18 protein-coding genes and 1 pseudogene are annotated in these 18,313 nt (G+C 38.7%); 3 read left to right on the top strand and 16 right to left on the bottom strand.

Translation table 11 applies throughout. The features are described from left to right. Positions 1-107: 107 nt before the first annotated feature. The gene (locus tag EEJ45_RS10775; protein WP_124564823.1) at positions 108-233 is read left to right on the top strand and encodes a tyrosine-type recombinase/integrase; all 126 of its coding nucleotides are present in this window, start codon (positions 108-110) and stop codon (positions 231-233) included. 102 nt (positions 234-335) lie between these two features. Here the strand turns inward: EEJ45_RS10775 and EEJ45_RS10770 are convergent, their stop codons facing one another. The 8 genes from EEJ45_RS10770 to EEJ45_RS10735 all read right to left on the bottom strand — a co-directional run bounded on the left by EEJ45_RS10770 (position 336) and on the right by EEJ45_RS10735 (position 11,566). After that, positions 336-698, bottom strand: a complete 363-nt coding sequence (locus EEJ45_RS10770; RefSeq protein WP_124564812.1) for a hypothetical protein — start codon at positions 696-698, stop codon at positions 336-338. A gap of 690 nt (positions 699-1,388) precedes the next feature. Beyond that, positions 1,389-3,530, bottom strand: a complete 2,142-nt coding sequence (locus EEJ45_RS10765; protein ID WP_124564811.1) for a hypothetical protein — start codon at positions 3,528-3,530, stop codon at positions 1,389-1,391. A 6-nt stretch (positions 3,531-3,536) separates the two neighbouring features. After that, the gene (locus tag EEJ45_RS10760) at positions 3,537-5,432 is read right to left on the bottom strand and encodes an McrB family protein (protein WP_124564810.1); all 1,896 of its coding nucleotides are present in this window, start codon (positions 5,430-5,432) and stop codon (positions 3,537-3,539) included. A gap of 708 nt (positions 5,433-6,140) precedes the next feature. After that, complete coding sequence (locus EEJ45_RS10755; protein ID WP_124564809.1) at positions 6,141-7,592, bottom strand: protein adenylyltransferase SelO; 1,452 nt, start codon at positions 7,590-7,592, stop codon at positions 6,141-6,143. A gap of 381 nt (positions 7,593-7,973) precedes the next feature. Then, positions 7,974-8,621: a hypothetical protein gene (locus EEJ45_RS10750; protein ID WP_124564808.1), complete on the bottom strand. Its 648-nt coding sequence runs from the start codon at positions 8,619-8,621 to the stop codon at positions 7,974-7,976. A 141-nt stretch (positions 8,622-8,762) separates the two neighbouring features. After that, positions 8,763-9,188 carry a DUF4395 domain-containing protein gene (locus EEJ45_RS10745; protein WP_124564807.1) on the bottom strand — a complete coding sequence of 142 codons (426 nt, stop codon included), beginning with the start codon at positions 9,186-9,188 and terminating at the stop codon, positions 8,763-8,765. Between the two features lie 109 nt (positions 9,189-9,297). Next, on the bottom strand, positions 9,298-10,749 hold the full coding sequence (locus EEJ45_RS10740; RefSeq protein WP_124564806.1) for an aminoacyl-histidine dipeptidase: 1,452 nt from the start codon (positions 10,747-10,749) through the stop codon (positions 9,298-9,300). 97 nt (positions 10,750-10,846) lie between these two features. Beyond that, complete coding sequence (locus EEJ45_RS10735; protein WP_124564805.1) at positions 10,847-11,566, bottom strand: YebC/PmpR family DNA-binding transcriptional regulator; 720 nt, start codon at positions 11,564-11,566, stop codon at positions 10,847-10,849. Positions 11,567-11,740: 174 nt separating this feature from the next. On the opposite strand from EEJ45_RS10735, the gene EEJ45_RS10730 reads away from it, so the two are divergent. After that, positions 11,741-12,082 (top strand): hypothetical protein, encoded by a 342-nt coding sequence (locus tag EEJ45_RS10730; protein WP_380018295.1) that lies wholly within the window; start codon positions 11,741-11,743, stop codon positions 12,080-12,082. 29 nt (positions 12,083-12,111) lie between these two features. Here the strand turns inward: EEJ45_RS10730 and EEJ45_RS10725 are convergent, their stop codons facing one another. From EEJ45_RS10725 to EEJ45_RS10700, 6 genes are all read right to left on the bottom strand, one after another. Beyond that, positions 12,112-12,546 (bottom strand): DUF6526 family protein, encoded by a 435-nt coding sequence (locus EEJ45_RS10725; RefSeq protein WP_124564803.1) that lies wholly within the window; start codon positions 12,544-12,546, stop codon positions 12,112-12,114. Positions 12,547-12,558: 12 nt separating this feature from the next. After that, entirely contained in the window at positions 12,559-13,650 is a 1,092-nt protein-coding gene (locus tag EEJ45_RS10720; protein ID WP_124564802.1) for an ABC transporter permease, read from the bottom strand. After that, complete coding sequence (locus EEJ45_RS10715) at positions 13,647-14,564, bottom strand: ABC transporter ATP-binding protein (RefSeq protein WP_124564801.1); 918 nt, start codon at positions 14,562-14,564, stop codon at positions 13,647-13,649. The genes EEJ45_RS10720 and EEJ45_RS10715 overlap by 4 nt, the downstream gene beginning before the upstream one ends. A 17-nt stretch (positions 14,565-14,581) precedes the next feature. Then, positions 14,582-14,860 (bottom strand): ArsR/SmtB family transcription factor, encoded by a 279-nt coding sequence (locus EEJ45_RS10710; protein ID WP_245999882.1) that lies wholly within the window; start codon positions 14,858-14,860, stop codon positions 14,582-14,584. A 111-nt stretch (positions 14,861-14,971) separates the two neighbouring features. Beyond that, positions 14,972-15,667 (bottom strand): DUF3959 family protein, encoded by a 696-nt coding sequence (locus EEJ45_RS10705; RefSeq protein WP_245999881.1) that lies wholly within the window; start codon positions 15,665-15,667, stop codon positions 14,972-14,974. Between the two features lie 122 nt (positions 15,668-15,789). After that, complete coding sequence (locus EEJ45_RS10700; RefSeq protein ID WP_124564798.1) at positions 15,790-16,416, bottom strand: peptidylprolyl isomerase; 627 nt, start codon at positions 16,414-16,416, stop codon at positions 15,790-15,792. Positions 16,417-16,545: 129 nt separating this feature from the next. Between EEJ45_RS10700 and EEJ45_RS10695 the strand changes: the two genes are divergently transcribed. Further along, positions 16,546-17,454, top strand: a complete 909-nt coding sequence (locus tag EEJ45_RS10695; protein WP_124564797.1) for a DMT family transporter — start codon at positions 16,546-16,548, stop codon at positions 17,452-17,454. Between the two features lie 17 nt (positions 17,455-17,471). Here EEJ45_RS10695 and EEJ45_RS10690 read toward each other — a convergent pair whose 3' ends face one another. Together EEJ45_RS10690 and EEJ45_RS10685 are read right to left on the bottom strand one after the other, a co-directional pair. Next, positions 17,472-17,951, bottom strand: a complete 480-nt coding sequence (locus EEJ45_RS10690; RefSeq protein WP_124564796.1) for a DinB family protein — start codon at positions 17,949-17,951, stop codon at positions 17,472-17,474. A gap of 147 nt (positions 17,952-18,098) precedes the next feature. Further along, positions 18,099-18,257: pseudogene (locus EEJ45_RS10685) on the bottom strand (endonuclease/exonuclease/phosphatase family protein); the annotation flags it as partial. Between the last annotated feature and the right edge of the window lie 56 nt (positions 18,258-18,313).

Below are 18,313 nucleotides of genomic sequence, written 5' to 3'. Positions count from 1 at the left end.
ATAACGGGGACGATCTTTAATTTTTGTTGCGGCATAGAAAAAGCACCTCCTTATATTGATACGTTTATAGTACAGGAGGTGCAGATATTTTTATAGGCGTCGTTTGAATACGGGCTTACGATTTACGTGTTACTCAAGAACTACTTGGACATGAAAGTTTATCTTCAACTTCTATCTATACACATGTGGATTTCGAGCAGAAAAAGCGTGCAATTCAATCATTTCATTTTTAAGTATGTAGGAATGCTAGGAATAACAAATTAAGGATGTTTCAGCACATAATAAAAACCCCAGTACGTTTAGTGGATTCTACTAAACATACTGGGGTGTACTCTTTACACATACATTTCAGCTGCTTCCCTAGAAATAGCAATCATTCTTTGATATTTCCCGTTGATTTTGACTTTCTTAGTAAAACCATTATTTTGATCTACAATCCATCCCCCCTCCCTCCACTCATATAAAATTTCATCTACCTTGTCGCTGAATTTTTCTAGCTGCCCTCGTAATACATGGGGAAAGAATGCAATTTCCTTCCAATCAGAGTGCTTGTCCCACCTTCCACATATGTCTTCTGAGTGTGAGATGAAATCCGTATCTGATGTAGTCGAGGAATTTTTGTTCCATCTCTCTTTCCTTTTCTCTTTCTCGCTCCTTCGCAACGTAATCCGCTTCTTTTTGCTGTACAGCTTATACAAAAGTGTCCCTTGATTGGTCTTCAGCTTATGGGTTACTAAGCTGTAGTGTCTGTGTGGCCAAGAGCGCGGTCGATAGACTAATTTGATATCCTTTGTTTAGTGCAAAAGCTCGGAAAGAATATCGTTCCTCATCTTTAATGAATCGATGTACAGTAAATACAATGTTTGTGTTTGTAGAGTGTACATAGTATAGACTTTGAACATTATAGGAAGCAGGAGTCTCTTTATGATAATAGCTAAAGCTCAAATAATGATTGTTTACATGGCAGTTGCTGCAAGGTTGCTTCCCATGCTATACTTTCAGATGTTTTAATAGCGAGGTCCAACTCCGCCTCCCAAAGATGGATGACATGGTTGTCCATATCCGCAGATTGCTCGGCATTTCCAAGAAACCAGATTGATTCTAGCCCTTTTGTTTTAAAATAATTACTTCGATTCTTGCTTTGCTTGATTAGCCTTTCATCTTTGCTATGTGTAACATCTGTGAGAACAGTAATAGCTAGTTCCTTGTTTTTGTTCTTAACAATAATAGCTGGATAGTGCGGCCACTTCTCGGCCGCCTTTGTTACAAAACCATATTCAACATCAAGGTCTCTTTTTATCTTTTCCTACCCCTTTAGCTCGTTATAAATAATTTCTTTCATAACCAAATCCAGTAATTCTCAATTGCTTTAATTCGGGAAGTACATTTTAAACTTGGCAATTAGGACAATTAAAATACCACTTATATTTATCTAACCTCTTCTGGTGTTCAGGCTGACGTTTATGATAATTAAGCTGTTCGTCAGCGTATTTCAAAAGTTTATGACTACCATTTGAATTACAGTGGTTTACAAGCCAAAATGAAAAACAATTAGGATTTTGACATGTAAAATAGTACTTTGGTCGGCTTCCGGTCAAATATTGTTCTACCTTGACAGAATTGCTGCAGCCGCACTGAAAACATGTGGAGTAAAAATTAAGTTTATAGTGCAAAATCATATTTATCCATTTAGTGAATGAGGACACATGGGATGGTTTAAAGGCAAACGAACCAAACGAATGATTTGGCCACCTATCTACTCCATTTATTCTCTCTGCTCCAAAGTTACTCCAATAACTGTCTCCATTGGGATGGACAATGAATGAGGCTGTTGATTCATAAGCAGTACCTTCAAATTCATCCATATAGTGTTCCACTGCCACCTCACGTATGTCTTTAATCCACTGATGCCTGTCATTTAGATTATTTATCCCTTGTGGTTTGGGGTACTCATGATACTTAGCATCCAAATAAACTCTCTTCTGCATCTCTTGCCCATTATGGAATTTGTACTTAAAGATAAAAGTAAAATCTGGCTTTCTATGAATATTGTTATCTCTTATTTCTTTGTTAAACATAATAGCCACTTCTAAACTTTTCACCCTAAGATGAGCATTCTCAATTAAATATGTAGGAGTTAATGAATGATACAAATTCACTGTAAAACCCTCCAGTGAATTTTTCTTCGCAAGAAATTGCCGGACCTGTGTTGTAATAGTTGTTTTATGTCGGTTTCTCCAGCCCATTTCCCTCATCATCAAATGAATCATCTTAAAAAACACCCATGTCTCATATATATCAGGCGTGTTTTTCAATCGAACTACAGCATCATCTTCATCAAGAAATAAAGCTTTACTTGTCTGATTTAGTATCTCAAACACCTCTGAATACAACGGGTGGAAAGTAAACATATGGGTAGATTCCAACTTTTCTTCGGATAAGGGAAGTGAATATATCATGGGCAATTCCTCAATCTTATCTAACTTGCTTTTTAAGTTTATCCACTTAGGTTTTCTTTTTTGAGCGGAATTAAGACCATGGGAAATCCTTGCTTCCTGTGCTTGTAGATTAGCTTTAATTTCTGCATAAAATTCCTGTTCCGGAACTAAACGAGATAGGCTCTGCTGCACTAGCCTTAGCTCATCCTCCAACTGCTCACACATGTCTTCATCTTCTAAGTTGTAAACATCAATTTTTTCTGCTAACATTCTTAAAAAATATTTAATTACCCGATTCTCATATACATCTGCTGACGGTAGAGATACTAAGGTACGGAATGTCGGCTTTTGACTAAATAACTGTGTTTCAATAAGTAACCTTGGGGTCATTTTGCGGATATGACGCAATTGTTCCTTAACTGTTACCTTTTGAAACGTCTGATGCGGATCTTCATTAATATCAGATATGAGTACGCCAAGTCTATTTACCTTCGTCGTAAGGTCAGTTATCATTCGATCCTTGTACTCCGTAGCGTCTAGCCCAAGCCCAGAATTGTCATCATGAGCTAACTCTTCCGTAATACTTACTAAATCATTAACCATCCGCTTATAATCATCAAGGTCAATAACGGAAGGTAAAATCCAGATTGGCACAGATCTCTGTATAGGTACACCTGAGCTAGTACGAACTTCTAAAAAGAATTTTCCTGCATTGCTAATCCCTGTTGGTCGGAGGCTTTTTTCAGAACTGTATTCATTTCTTTCCAATTTACCATTCCATTCAAAATAAGAAGGCTCATACCAGAATTTACTATCCTTATGGTATTCAAGAGGTCTCTCGTATCCTCTCCCAACTATAAACACTTCAATTTCTGCTTGCGCTTCCTCAATGCGAAATCCCAACTGCAGTAGTCTTCCGTCTCGGAGGAATTGATAAGATACCCATTCTTCCTCTTCTTCTCCTAATTTGATCTTGTTTTTCCACTTACCATTAGGAGATCTTTCAGTAATACGTTTTATAGTAAGTTGGCCATTCTGTATAGATTGGTGCATCTCGTACTCTACTAAAATCATTGCTGGCTTAATCTTCATAGCAGATTACCCCCAAAAGCTCACAATCCGTTTTCCACTTGCAGACATAGTATCAAGTTTTTCTTTAACCTTAACATTACTTGATAACTTCATTAACTCTGTCTTTAAGGCTGAAAATGCTTGTTCCTTCTGTCCCTCACTCTTCATAAAACGAATTCGTGGAAGAATTTTTGAGGAAATCAATTGGGCTATAATTTCTTCCTCTGGAATCCAGTTCCCGTACCCTAAGTATTCCTTAATATGTTTTTCTGAACGTTTATTAATAGTTGCATTTAGAGTGTTTAGCCCCAACTCGTTCAAACCAACTAGTTTTTCTGTAAGGGTTTTTAAATCTACTCTAACATTTCGTGGCGGTGAGATAAATTGTTGTATGTCCAAGTAAACAGGGACCTCGTAGGAAATATCTTCCCGTATACTAATATCGGTTGTAGGAACACGCTCCACTTCAATAACAAAGCTACGATCAATAACCTTGGGACTTAACTGCTTTACAGTTTCATCCATGTTCATAGTTCCAATAAAACGTATGTTTGACGGGATAGTAAAAGAAGAACGATAACGTTGTAAGGAATCCCACATTCGTTTTAACTCTGAGTAGTTATCAATTTCATTTTCTTTCAAGAACTCTTGAATTGATTCATAGGTAGGTTCAATCATGGTCTGCTTGACATTTGATAGTTCCAAAGCTAAATAATCAACGACCTGCTGCTCTAAATAAGGGCTATATAGTTGTAGTGTAGGTTCTTCCAATTCCCTTGTACTTAGAAACTCACTAAAGTAATACTCTACATGTGAAAGATTCATTTCATCTAAGCACACGAGATACAAAGCTTCGGGATTCTGTTGTGCCTCTACCAAGGTGTCCAAAAATGGTGTAGAGATATAAGTTCTATCTACTGGATTAAAGAATCCTAACAAATCATGATTATCAGTCCAATTTGGTTGTACAGAAACAATACGTGCTTCGGCATTTTCAATTGCTTTAGCAAAACCATTTACAAGACTTGTTTTTCCTGTACCTGAAGGACCTGTTAAAACAATTAGCTGATTTGTTTTCAACCCAAGATAAAATCGTTCAATAATATCTTTGCTGTATTGCAATTCACTTTGTTGATGCAAATATCCTTGTATAAAGTCAATCAAATCTTTAGAAGAAGCTATTTCACTTAATTTTTGGTACGTTTTCGAATAAGTTTTTTGCTTTCTAAAACCAAGGAATTCAAGCTTTTCTTCTTGCTCTGCCAAGGCATCTTTTAATTCAGTTAGTTTTTGTATTTTTTCATTAATTTCTGCTGTTAGCGCAGCCTTGTGTTCATCTAATCGTGTTATTTCATTAAACCATAATTGTTTTTCTGAGCGCAGCTTACGAATTTCACTTGTCACTGGATTCTTCATTTTCATAAAATGTGTTAAAACAAGTGGGAATAAGCGGTCTTCCCCTAAATCATCTGACTGAATTTCAAAGTATTGTTCTAAAGCTTCTTTATAATTTTCGAGTCCGTAATCTGCCAAGAATGCTTGTAATCCTACAATCCTTTTTATAGATGAGCGAGTCATCCGGATAATTTGCTTCATATGACGCTCTTCATCATCAGCAAGGTATTCATACTCAAACTCAATATAATCCCCCAGCGCAATGTCATCATTCGTCTGTGACAAAAGACCAGATATTTCCCAAGTTTCGTTTATATCAGTCAAAGGATTTTGGAGCGGTTCAAGTAGGTTCGGATCTCTATAAATCTCAGCCCAAATTCGATTGCCCAGCCTGCTAGTCACATGACCAAACAATTTATTTTGTTTAAACACATTATTACGTAGTAATTGAACAAACTCTCTTTTCTCTGATGCAGAAAGTTTTATATATTCCTCTTCCGTGTAATTAAAAACCTTAGAATCAAACATTATTTCAACCCCTAATCATTATTCTAAAGATGTTGTAGGTTTTTGGGTTCTGCTCTAGGATATTGTATACCTAATACAGCTAAGTTAACTATTTTCTTTAATGAAAATATATCTAATAAAAACCCTATCATAATATTACCATTTTTATATAAAAAATAGGTATAAAATAAGATTTTTTTCAGAGAATTAAATAGTAAGTAAGCACCAAGTACTCCGCGCCAATTTTCATAGGTGGGGAGTACTTGGTGCTTACTTAGATCCTCAAAATTCGGGAACTTCAAGAAAAAACGTGTATCAAACGCCCAACCACCAGTTAATGAACACCTTGCATAAAAAAATTATTAGCTTCACATTTTTCTCGTATGGTTAGAATTGATTCCCTTATAAAAAATGAGATTTCTTGTTCTATTTGTTTATCACGAATGATTTTACAACCAACCTATAGTTATTACAGTATCGTTCGAAAACTCAATCACGTATAATTTATATTCAAAACCATTTTAGCAATATCCTTTGGCAGGATCACCAACAATGTAGGCTTTAGCACCGTCAAATATTACGAATCTGCGACGCTACTAATTCCGAAGCGTTTATCTAATCCCTCCCTCTTTTCTACTTCCTATTCATTTGACGTGCGATATCATTTTTCCTTTTAAAGCGAATTGGTCACACATGAATAAAAACAGCAGGAATATGCTTCCTGCTGTTTTACGTCCCGCAAAATGTTCGGTAAGGAATGTTTGACGGCGGGGGTGGTGCTGTATATGTATCATCATTTGGTGGTACGTACGGATTTTGCAGCGCTCCTAAAAGATTCTTCGTCACACTGTAGTCCCCTTCTGTCGCTGCTGTCAGCGCTTCCTCTACGCGATGATTCCGCGGTATTACAGCGGGATTGCTCGCTCGCATCAATTGTTGTATCTCATCTTTTGTGTTTGGTTGCTTGTCTCGTCTAGCCTGCCAGCGTTGTTGCCATTCTGTAAACGCCTCTGTACGAAACAAAGGTGATTTGTCACAGGTATGATAGGTAAGAGCACGAAATGTGTTGGTATAATCAGCTTCATACTTCTCCATGAGTGCAAGCAAATCGCCAATTAGTTTCTTATCTTCTTTTTCTTCCTGAAACAGTCCGAGCTTTGCCCGCATCCCCGTTTGCCAATGACGTTCAAACTCGGTTGCGTACGTAGAAAGTGCATCTTGTGCAAGTTCCACAGCTCGATCTTGTTCTTGGTGCAGGAGTGGTAAAAGTGTTTCAGCAAATCTTGTCAAATTCCAGCCGCCAATATAAGGCTGATTGCCATATGCATATCGACCTTCTCTATCGATAGAGCTAAACACCGTTCCGCGGTCATAGGTATCTAGAAAAGCACACGGGCCATAGTCAATGGTTTCTCCGCTAATTGTCATATTATCTGTATTCATTACCCCATGGATAAATCCAACAAGCTGCCACTTAGCAATCAATGCAGCTTGGCGATTAACAACCTCCTGCAAGAAAGAGACATAGGGATTCTCTTGCTTTGCGGATTCAGGGTAATGGCGCCAGATTGCATAATCTGCAAGTTCTTTTAATTCTTCAAGTGTACAAAAGTTTGCTGCATAAGCAAAGGTACCGACACGTAAGTGACTGGAAGCGACCCGTGCTAATACAGCACCGGGAAGAGTGGTTTCGCGAATGACAGTTTCACCTGTTGTAACGACAGCTAGACTGCGAGTCGTAGGAATGCCAAGCGCATGCATTGCTTCGCTGATGATATATTCACGAAGCATTGGTCCAAGTGCAGCGCGTCCATCACCGCCGCGTGAGTATGGTGTTCTTCCCGGCCCTTTTAGCTGGATGTCAAAGCGTGCTCTTTCAGGTGTAATTTGTTCCCCTAATAAAACAGCTCGTCCGTCTCCTAACATGGTGAAATGTCCGAATTGATGACCAGCATAGGCCTGTGCAATCGGTAATGCCCCTTTTGGTAAGTCGTTTCCGGAAAAAATTGCAGCGCCCTCTTTTTGCAGCACTTCCGTATGTAAACCAAGAGAAGCAGCCAAAGGTTCATTTAATATCACAAGTGCTGGTGTGCGTACAGGAGTAGGTTTTTGTACGGTGAAAAATGTCTCCGGCAAGTTTGTATAGCTATGCTCTAGATTCCATCCCATTTCTTGATTCATAGTCCGCCTCTTTCATTCATATTGATAGGTCATTGCCTTCAGTATAACAAAATATACATTCCTTCCCTATTACTTTGCCTCTAAGAATATCTTTCCTATGTCCGCATACATTCATTATAAACGAAAGTAGTGTGCACAATGCCTTATATTGAGGAATACATGCCTACAAATCGAAAACAAAAAAATAGACGGTACCTATACATGGAGAGATTTTATCTGGGATGTATTCGCATGTGTTCCAGAATTATTCTTATACGCATTCCGTCTGTTGTGGTATGTGGTACGCGGGATTATCAAACTTTTTACATCTGCTAATTAAATTACTGTGTCGACAGAAAAAAGCATCTATTAAGATGCTTTTTTGCGTCATAGCATATAGAATTAGTATCTTCTTCCTCTAGATCTTTTGTATTTATAGTCGTATCGTCTATCTTCTTTTTCATTTTTGTAACTTTTCTTTGTATCTTCATTTTTGCTTTTTGTTATTTTATCGTCTTGTTCTTTGTTACCATTTTTGTCTTGCTTTGTTTGATCGTCTTGCTCTTTGTTTTCACCTTGTTCTTGCTTGTTTTTGTTATCTATTTTGACACTTTGAATATGAAACAGTGGAACAAAGATTGTTTCGCCTTTAGATTCAAGAATTAATGTGTTTCCTGATCTTCCTTGTAGCGTTCCTTTCAGTTTACGATTGATTTGGATAAGATGTCCTTTCATGCTATCCAATAGTGTTACAAAGCTTAAACCCCTAAATAATCGATCAGAACAAGTAGATTTTTCTTCGTCTTTGCTTTCTTCGTTTTTGTCTTCTTTATTTTCATGTTCTTCAGCATTGTCTACTTCATTAAACATACTCATACTTTTGATGTGATGCATGGCATAGTAATAGATACCTTCTTTAGATTCTAGTGCACAGTAATCACGTTTTATAGCCCGTAATGTTCCTTTGCTCTTTTCCGGACCGGCAAAATTGATTTGCACTTCAGATCCCACTAATCGTTTCATTTCCTTCATGTTTTGTAGCTTTTCCAAAATAAAAACCCTCCCATAAAATTTATAGCATGTATCGCTATTTCATGATATGTAGGGAGTGTGGACAATGTATGAGACACTTGACCAATTTAGAAAAAAACTGAACACAAAAAAACCTTCTAGTGAAGACTTTTCAACAAATCAATTGAGAGATTTTTTGTGCCGATATTTTATCCATTGATAACGAATAAAGCAGCCGATACAAAATCCCAATATAGCTATAAATGAAGCTGCTGCAACTAGAGATGTTGCAATATAAGCAAGTATCATCCAATTCATTACATAACCTATAAATCCAAGCGATAAGCAGGTAACAGCAATTAATTGATTAAATTGTTGTTGCTCCCAATCCTCAGGAATATAAGCTGCAGCAGGCTTACGTAAAAATAATCTAGCAAAACGCATAATGGGATTGAAGTTCCATATAAGTCCCATGATGCCTGCAATAAGGGGCAACAGGAGTGGCAAACCTTGTCCTGTAACCCAAGTAAAAATGACACTTATAAAAATGAACCATTGATTGGTTCGAACAAGTGGTTGCGGTATAGAAACAATAGCTTTCTTCATATCAATCCAAACCTTTCTTATCGGAATATAAATATTTTAAACTATCATAGCATAGTATACTTTAAAAGTAACGTGATTACATAGAAAAAAGCCTTCGTGTGAAGGCTTTTTACATATGATTCATTTCTTCAAGGATGGCCAATAAGTATTCCCAAGTGCGGATTGTAGACGGGATGTCGAGATGTTCATTTGGTGTATGTACATCATACATATTTGGTCCTAATGAAATCGTATCAAGACCGGACATTTTTTCTGTAAAAATACCGCATTCGATACCTGCATGAATGGCAATAATTTCGGCTTCTTTACCATATTTTTCTCGATATACCTTTTTACATAGTTCACGAATAGGAGAATCTGGATTGTACGGCCATTCTGGATAATCTCCCTTCGTTTCTAGCGTACCGCCCAGTAGTTCGGAAATGATCTTTATTTGTTGAAGTGTTTGCTCTTTTAAACTTTTTACAGAACTGCGAATTTCATTTTGCATACTTACTTCCGTATCAGATGTTGTGATAACACCTAAGTTTGTCGAGGAAACAACCAATTCATCAATATCCAAACTCATGCTTTGAACGCCATTTGGTGTTAGCATAATGGCTTGAACGACCGCTTTTGTTGTTTCTTTTGAGAATACACGCTCTACCTTTGTTTTCTCAAGCTTTACATATATACCTGGATCTGAAGCACGCAATTCATCGTGGAACACTTTGTGCCATTCATCGACTTTTTTTGTTAAAGCTGCTACGTCTTGTTCTTCTGCGACCACAATAGCTTCAGCTTCTCTTGGGATAGCATTTGATTTTAATCCACCATTGATTTCGCCTAATGTATAAGAAATCGAATGCGACAAATCATGCAAAAGACGACCTAGCAACTTATTGGCATTGCCGCGTTCCTTGTTGATTTCCATACCGGAATGACCACCGCGCAAACCACCGATAAGGATACGGTATGCTTCCCCATGCGGTGGATGTTCCCAAATAATAGGAAGGTTCAATTTTCCTTTTACACCGCCAGCACTGCTGACAAGAAGCTTTCCTTCTTCTTCTGTGTCCAAATTAATGAAGATCTTCCCTGTGAAATGGCTCGGCTCTACCGCGATAGCGCCGCCCATCGTCGTTTCTTCTTCTGTCGTAATGATAACCTCAAGTGCTGGGTGAGCTACATCCTTCGCATCTAAAAGCGCCAGAGCATATGCGACCGCAATCCCATTATCCGCGCCAAGAGTAGTACCATTTGCATAGAGCATATCACCATCAATACGCCAAGAAATGGGATCACGCTCAAAGTTATGTACAGTTCCTTTGTTTAGCTCGCATACCATATCCATATGACCTTGCAAAATAACGGTAGGTGCATTTTCATACCCTGGTGTAGCTGCTTTTTTTATAATAACGTTCAAGGCTTCATCTTGTATAACCGTGAGACCACGTTCATTGGCAAATGCAACTAAATAATCACTAACTTGTTTTTCATTTCCGGATTCGCGCGGAATATCGGAAATTTCTTTAAAAAATGCGAATACGGCATGTTGTGTTAATTCTTCTAACTGAAACATATGTACCATCCTTCCTTGTTTTGTTATCTCCATTATAGCGTTTGGATAGCGAATACAAAACGCCTTTCTATAATTAAGAAAGGCGTTTTGTAAAGAATTATTCTCCTAAATCTACATTGTGGTACACTTGTTGTACATCTTCTAAATCTTCCAACGCATCAATTAACTTCTCGAATTGTGCTTGCGCATCTGCAGGAAGCTCAACCTCATTTTGTGGCAGCATGGTTAGTTCTGCTACTGTAAATTCTGTGATGCCCGCATCTTTAAACGCGTTTTGTACGGCATGAAATTGATCTGGCTCTGCATACACGATAACAGCTTCATCTTCTTCTAACACATCGCGTACATCTATATCTGCTTCCATTAAAAGTTCAAGTACTTCATCAGCAGACTTTCCTTCCATACCAATAACGGCAGTTGCATCGAACATATACGTTACAGATCCGCTCACACCCATGTTACCACCATTTTTATTGAAAGCAGAACGAACTTCAGCCGCTGTGCGATTTACATTGTTTGTTAATGTATCAACGATTACCATAGCGCCGCTTGGTCCAAAGCCTTCATAACGAAGTTCATCATAATTTTCTTCTGAACCACCTTTTGCTTTTTCAATCGCACGATCGATGATTGCTTTTGGTACACTGTATGTTTTAGCACGCTCTAATACCACTTTCAAAGCTTGATTAGATTCCGGATCCGGCTCACCTTGCTTTGCGGCCACATACACTTCACGTCCAAATTTGGCATAAATACGAGCTGTGTTCGCATCCTTTGACGCTTTCTTTTCCTTAATATTATTCCACTTACGACCCATACACTGAACACTCGCTTTCAACATTATATATACACAAAATTATAATAGTATAAAATAAGCGTACGATTCAACATTTATTCGCTTACTGTCTTCCATTATAGAACAATGTAACGGAAATTTGCGAGTTTCATAGATTGAAACAGCTTCTTTTGTATAACCCAAGTCATATAGGATATGCTACATCATGAGGTGAAGGAAATGAGAGAACTACTAGACATCGTACCGTCTGCAGTGAAAGTGCTACTACAACAAAAGTACGGAGACAAGCGTATATTGGATGTAATCGTAACTGAAGCTACTTCTTATGATTTTCAGCCAGAAGAGATCGTACCGTGCATTATGGCAGCATATTACGCTTATCAATCAGCTCATTATCCTGAAGATACAGAGGAAGCGCAGAAAATATTAGTATTTGATACAGCTATCCGTGCCGCATTAAAGCTACTTTCATATGGTAAGTATAAAGCAGTGCGTACCGAGGAGGGATGGATGCGTTACCCAGAAACAACATCATAAAAAAACGCGCCAAAATAGGCGCGTTTTTGTTAAATCCGATTATAATCTGCTTTCCACTGGCCAATCGCCTTTTTTATGTCGTCAGGCTTCATTCCCTCAGCTGCTGCCTTCTCGCACAATGCAGGAAACTCGCTGTCTGATGCAAATCGTAACGCGACAACTTGCCCCATCGTAAGTGATGGATTTGGCAGCTTTCCGGTTAAAACATAATGTCGTAAGCTTTCTTCTGCACGAATCGCACGATCTTGGGCTTTTAAGGCATACAAACGTACTAGCGCCATCGTGATTAAGAGTGCTGCTGCTAAAAGAACTAAAATAACAGCTGTCAGCACTTGCTCATTACTATTTATTGCGCGAAACAAATTAACAATAGCAGTGACCAACGACCCTAACACCAATACAGATAATACATAATGATAAAGTGGATGCATGCGTGTATGATTTTGATAATTTTGTTCCTTCATTATTTTCCCCCTTTACTCCCACTTGAATGTGTAACTAGCGATAATAAATGCTCCGATTAACCATCCGCCTAAAATGACAGCTTCCATACCAAGACTTGCAAAAGATGCCCCAACATTCATCGTCTCACGCAGTGCATGACTGAGATGGGCAATGGGAAGCACATGGACGATAGGCTGTAGAAATTCTGGCATATTCTTGATTGGGAAAAACACCCCGCCAAGAAACAGCATCGGAAACGATAAAAATCCCGCAATTGGTGCTGCACTTTCTGGTGTTTTGGCAATACCGGCAATGATAAAACCGATTGCCATGAATGCCAGCGTCCCCAAAATGACGAAGCTAACCAAGGTTAGCCAAGAGCCTCTTACCTCCACATCAAAAATAAGACGTGCTACACCTAGGACAATCAAAGCTTGTAGACCATTGAGTACAAGTCTTGCCGAAATTTGAGCAGCGATGAATGTGGAGGCTTTAAGTGTTGTACCTTGCATACGTCTTAGAATGCCGCGCTCACGCCAAGCTGCAATTTGGCCGGCCACACCGTTCATATTGTTGCTCATAATCATCATGGCAACAATACCAGGAACTAAAAAGTCAATATACTGTAAGTTTAGTGTTTCTACACCTTTGGCATCTGTAACAACTACAGGCTGGTACGCCGTTTTTTCTTTGCTGATGCCGTCCACGACATTATTGACCAATTGCAAGCCGACCTGTGAGACAGCCATATTAGTTTCGTTATAATATACCGGAATGGAAGCGGGCTTAGAACCGGCTGAGATTGTTTCACCATATCCTTTTGGTATGACAACAACAAGCTGAATATCGCCTTTTTTTAATTGCTGTAAGGCTGTAGCTTCTTTCTCTAATGTTTGTACATCGATGGCTTTGTAAGATTTGAGTGCTTGTTGCATATCTCTTGATTGTGCCGAACGATCTTGGTCTACTATTCCCAGAGTGACACTCATTCCGTTCCCATTTCCTAAAAAAGATCCGAGCATAACCATTAAAAAAATCGGAAAAGCAAGGGTCCAAAATAACACTTGTCGATTGCGCATAAAAATGCGCAGCTGCGTTAGAGTTAATTGCCAATATGCTCTCATGCTTCTCGCAAGCTCCTTCCTGTCATATGTATAAACACATCTTCAAGTGTCGCCGTTCTTGTTTGTAAGTCAAGGAGCTGCAGGTCATGCTGCGCAGCAAAAGCAATGAGACTTGTAAGCGTTGCTTGTAAATCATCTGTATATAAAATATGAAAATCTTTTTGTGAGCCTATTTGTTTTACACCATCTATAGCAGCAAGGTCCACTGTATGTTCTTCACCAAAACGAAATTGCACTGCACTACTTGACTGTAATTGTTTGACGAGCTCATTTGGTGTATCTAGAGCAATCAATGTACCTTGATCCATAATCGCAATGCGGTCGCATAACACATGAGCTTCATCCATATAGTGGGTAGTCAGCATAACAGTTTTTCCCCGCTCTTTTAAACGCAAAACAATATCCCATAATGTACGTCTAGCTTGGGGGTCCAGTCCTGTTGTTGGCTCATCTAGAAAGATGACCAGCGGATCGTGAACAAGTGCCAAAGCAATAGCAAGGCGTTGTTTTTGACCACCTGATAGTCCTTTAATCCGGTTGTTTCGTTTATCTGTCAGCAGCATATCTTCAATTAAATCTGGAATGGAAACATGCTTCGGATAAAAGCTGGCATATAGATGTAAAATTTCTTCGACAGTTAACAATTCGAATAATGTGGTAGATTGTAGCTGTACACCAATTACTTCTTTTGCTTTTTGCAAGTCTGTAACAATATCATAATCTGCAATCGTAGCTGTACCAGCATCTGGCTTTCTTAGCCCAACAAGCATTTCTAACGTTGTTGTTTTCCCGGCGCCGTTTGGTCCAAGCAATCCAAAAATTTCTCCTTTTTGTACTTCAAACGTATTGCCTTTGACAGCCTGAAAGTCGCCATATGTTTTAACAAGACCTTGTACCCGTATGATGGGTTCCATCGTATGCACCTCTCATTCTATTTCCGTTTAAATAGCCGCTTCCACGCACATAATTTTTGAAAGCGATTCATCCATTCACATGCTGGATTCAATGCATGCTCACGCAAGCAGTAATAGCGAGTTCTGCCTTCCTTGCGCTGCGAAACGAGTTTAGCTTGCTCTAGCACCTTTAAGTGTTTAGACACTGCTGGAAGCGACATGTCAAACGGAGCTGCCAGTTCTGTAACACTCCTCTCTCCATCTGCAAGCATTTCAAGAATGCTTCTTCTAGTCGGATCTGCTAATACCGAAAACACATCATCCAAGTAATTATCACTATACTTAACCATATGGTTAAGTATAGTGATAATGAGGTTGTACTGTCAAATAATAATAAATATAAAAAGAACGCAACTGTTGCGTTCTTTTTAAGAGCGATATTTTCTTCTCTCCATACGTGTTTGTCCTTCTAGTTGTTTATCTACAGTATTGATAGTAGAATCCATTTCTTTCGGTTCTTGTTTCTGCCGGCTAAGAGGCTTCTTTTTGTGTATATGAATGTTTGGCAACTTGGGTAAGCGAGGTAAGGAAATACGATAACTGGAGCGTTTCCGTTTCTTTTTTCCCCTTTCTTTCTTGGGTTCTTCGTCTCTGCGAGGGCTTAATAAACCACCAATCAAAAAGCCGCCAATCATAAGTAGTACATACAGTCTTTCTGTTGTAAACGTATTTAACATATTTTGCAATGTAAGTAATGACTGTGTTTCCTTAATATCCCACAGAATGGCTCCCCATAAACCAAGCAAAGCACCTGTAACGGCGTACGTGCGGAATTTGAACACAAACGAAATGATTGCGACACAGGCAGCGATTTTCGCATGAGATATAAGGGTGTCTACCGTGACAAATGTGTCACGAAGTACGAATATGTTTGTCACAAACGCACTGTATGTGATCCAGCTCCAGAAACGAGAAGAAGTACGCTTTGTCATGTAACTTCCTATGCTCGTTACAAATAACAGACCACCGATAAAAATAGATAACGTCATTGGAAATTGTTTTATATAGCCTGCAATTGGAAGAAGAAAGCTCAGTAGGATAAGTAATATATCAAATAATTTCATCACTTTCGCTCCTTTCTGCAAAATCATATTGTAGTATGAAGTACTCCGGAACGCAATTCATTTCTTTATCACAATACGACATAACGAACAAAAAAAAACGCAGGAGCCTCATCCTGCGTTTTTTATTCATTAATTACGGGTTTATCGTATTTAAATCCGAATGTCTCAACAGTGACCTTTTTCATCTTTTGTTCGGTTAGGGGTTTATCTACACTATTACGCTTTACATTAACAATTTCATTGACAACATCCATACCTTCAATGACTTTTCCAAATGCCGCATATTCTCCATCCAGCTGCGAGGCATCTGCCACCATAATAAAAAACTGCGAACCTGCCGAGTTTGGATCGTTTGCTCTTGCCATAGAAAGCACACCTGTTTGATGTTTTAAATTATTTTTAAAACCGTTAGCTGTAAATTCCCCTTTGATGGTATGACCAGGACCACCTGTTCCTGTTCCAGTAGGATCGCCGCCTTGGATCATAAAACCGGGAATGACACGATGAAACGTTGTACCGTCATAAAATCCTTTTTGCACCAGTGAGATAAAGTTTAAGACTGTATTTGGGGCAATATCTGGATATAATTCTGCTTTTATTTGTTTATCGTTTTCCATGACAATCGTTACTACTGGATTTTTATCTACCTTGATTTTTTTGACGGTTTCTGTCTTAGGCTTGTCCCTATCTGAACAGCCCACGAGAAATAACATGAGGCACAGTGAATAGAGAAATGCTTTTAGTTTCATTGTGTTCGTTCCTTTCTATGTATGCTTACAATGCTTTTATTGTACTCTTTTTCAAAACAGATGTATATATCAGGCGTGCCGCAATGATATACTATATGGAAAAATCATGTAATGATAAGGGGGGTAAGCATGGATCGTTATTATCTTGGTGTGATATTCATTATCTTGTCTGCGATTGGGTTTGGTATGATGCCCATTTTTGCGTTGTATGCGTATGAAGGTGGCATTCACGTGACGGCCCTGTTATTTTTTCGCTTTTTATTCGCTGCTATGCTCTTTTTCTTATACAGTACAATGAAGAAGCTTCGTGTAAAGATAAAGAGAAAGGAATGTGCAAGTCTTATCGTATTGGGAGGTGGATTGTATACAATTCAATCATTAACGTATTTTTCATCTATCCAGTACATACCTTCTTCGCTTGCAGCACTGCTTTTATACATGTTTCCTATTTTTGTAACGTTGTTATCTTTTATGTTAGAAGGAGAAGTAATTACAAGAAAAACGATCTCAGCAATCGCGTTATCATTGGGTGGACTTGTGCTGGTGCTCGGTGCTTCTTTTGATGTACTCCATATGAGAGGTGTTATATATGCGATAGCAGCCGCGGTCGTATATTCTTTATACATTGTTTACAGCAACCGTGTTCTCCAGGCAGTATCGCCTATTGTAACAAGTGCTTACATCGCTTTATTTGCAGCCGCCTCTTTGTTTGGGGTGAGTATCTGGCAAGGTACCCTTTCTATAGACTTCTCCTGGCGGGTTTGGCTTCCTGTAGCGGCAATTGTTTTCATCTCAACTGTTATGACCATGCTTACATTCTTTAAGGGGTTGTCGCTCATTGGTTCTACCAAGTCCTCAATCCTTTCTATGATCGAGCCGCTTGTTACCATCGGTTTATCGGCCGTATTTTTTGGAGAGCGCTTATCACAATGGCAAATGCTTGGCGGAATGTGCGTTCTTTTCGGCGCTTTACTTGTCATTATTGCGCGAGGACATAATACAGAAGCTGAGATAGAAGGCGAAAAACACACGCTGTAATAGCGTGTGTTTTTCTGTTAATCGTTATGTTCTTGAATCGTACGATATATTCTTTTAATCGTTTCAACATGCAGTGCCTCATGATAGAAACTAAATAAAAATGTTTCACCAATGGTATGAAATGTCATGCCGGAACGATTTGTAAACGGTCCAGGAATCTTTTCCTCCAGACGCTCTGGCATAAAGGTTTGAATACGTTCATGCTGCAGTTTGCTCTCGGCAAGCAATTGTGCAAAGGAAGGTGGTGTTTCTTGCCAATCTGCTGGCTTTGTACCAGCTCCGAATAATCCCTCATATTGTAAAGGTACTTGAAGTGTTTCACCGGCTGCCCCAAAAACAAGGCGTTCTTGTACAAAGAGAATATGACCAAGGTTCCAGCGGATGCTGTTATTAAAACCTTCCGGTACGATATCAGCTAAGCTTTCAGGTATTTGCGCCATGAGATTTTCAGTGATGCTTCTTACCGTTTTCATATGTGTAAACAAAAGATTTTCCATATTTGCCCCCGTTTCTCATTCCTGATTAAGGATTGGTATGAAGATACTTTATGTATTTCTTGTTCATGACTTATTTTCCTTCTTTTCGGATTGATAAGTAGCAAACGAAATAAACGTATCATTTTTAGACGCCTCCTCTTTTATTCAATATTGGTAGTATCCATCTAATTCCAGATGGATTTGTCCCTCCTGTAGCTTTGTTTCTTGGATACAAAATATATCTGCATCCATTTCATAAAAATAGTCTAAAAAGCCTTTGCGCACACAAGCGCGCAGACCGTTTACGTTCCAAGAAATCAATTTCATTGCTGTGTATCCTCATGTCGTTATTTTTTTAGTATAGTAAATTATATTTGTTATGA

Source organism: Ectobacillus antri (assembly GCF_003852715.1).
GTDB lineage: Bacteria > Bacillota > Bacilli > Bacillales > Bacillaceae_G > Ectobacillus > Ectobacillus antri.
Note: the sequence above shows the minus strand (reverse complement) of the source record. Positions and strands in the feature narration are given on the sequence as shown.

Bases quoted from the DNA above. Each gene is read 5' to 3' on its own strand.
- EEJ45_RS10760 (WP_124564810.1), bottom strand. From the start codon at position 5,432: ATGTTTGATTCTAAGGTTTTTAATTACACGGAAGAGGAATATATAAAA.
- EEJ45_RS10720 (WP_124564802.1), bottom strand. From the start codon at position 13,650: ATGAGAGCATATTGGCAATTAACTCTAACGCAGCTGCGCATTTTTATG.
- EEJ45_RS10745 (WP_124564807.1), bottom strand. From the start codon at position 9,188: ATGAAGAAAGCTATTGTTTCTATACCGCAACCACTTGTTCGAACCAAT.
- EEJ45_RS10690 (WP_124564796.1), bottom strand. From the start codon at position 17,951: ATGGAAAATCTTTTGTTTACACATATGAAAACGGTAAGAAGCATCACT.
- EEJ45_RS10765 (WP_124564811.1), bottom strand. From the start codon at position 3,530: ATGAAGATTAAGCCAGCAATGATTTTAGTAGAGTACGAGATGCACCAA.
- EEJ45_RS10695 (WP_124564797.1), top strand. From the start codon at position 16,546: ATGGATCGTTATTATCTTGGTGTGATATTCATTATCTTGTCTGCGATT.
- EEJ45_RS10700 (WP_124564798.1), bottom strand. From the start codon at position 16,416: ATGAAACTAAAAGCATTTCTCTATTCACTGTGCCTCATGTTATTTCTC.
- EEJ45_RS10730 (WP_380018295.1), top strand. From the start codon at position 11,741: ATGCTACATCATGAGGTGAAGGAAATGAGAGAACTACTAGACATCGTA.
- EEJ45_RS10735 (WP_124564805.1), bottom strand. From the start codon at position 11,566: ATGGGTCGTAAGTGGAATAATATTAAGGAAAAGAAAGCGTCAAAGGAT.
- EEJ45_RS10715 (WP_124564801.1), bottom strand. From the start codon at position 14,564: ATGGAACCCATCATACGGGTACAAGGTCTTGTTAAAACATATGGCGAC.
- EEJ45_RS10755 (WP_124564809.1), bottom strand. From the start codon at position 7,592: ATGAATCAAGAAATGGGATGGAATCTAGAGCATAGCTATACAAACTTG.
- EEJ45_RS10740 (WP_124564806.1), bottom strand. From the start codon at position 10,749: ATGTTTCAGTTAGAAGAATTAACACAACATGCCGTATTCGCATTTTTT.
- EEJ45_RS10725 (WP_124564803.1), bottom strand. From the start codon at position 12,546: ATGAAGGAACAAAATTATCAAAATCATACACGCATGCATCCACTTTAT.
- EEJ45_RS10705 (WP_245999881.1), bottom strand. From the start codon at position 15,667: ATGAAATTATTTGATATATTACTTATCCTACTGAGCTTTCTTCTTCCA.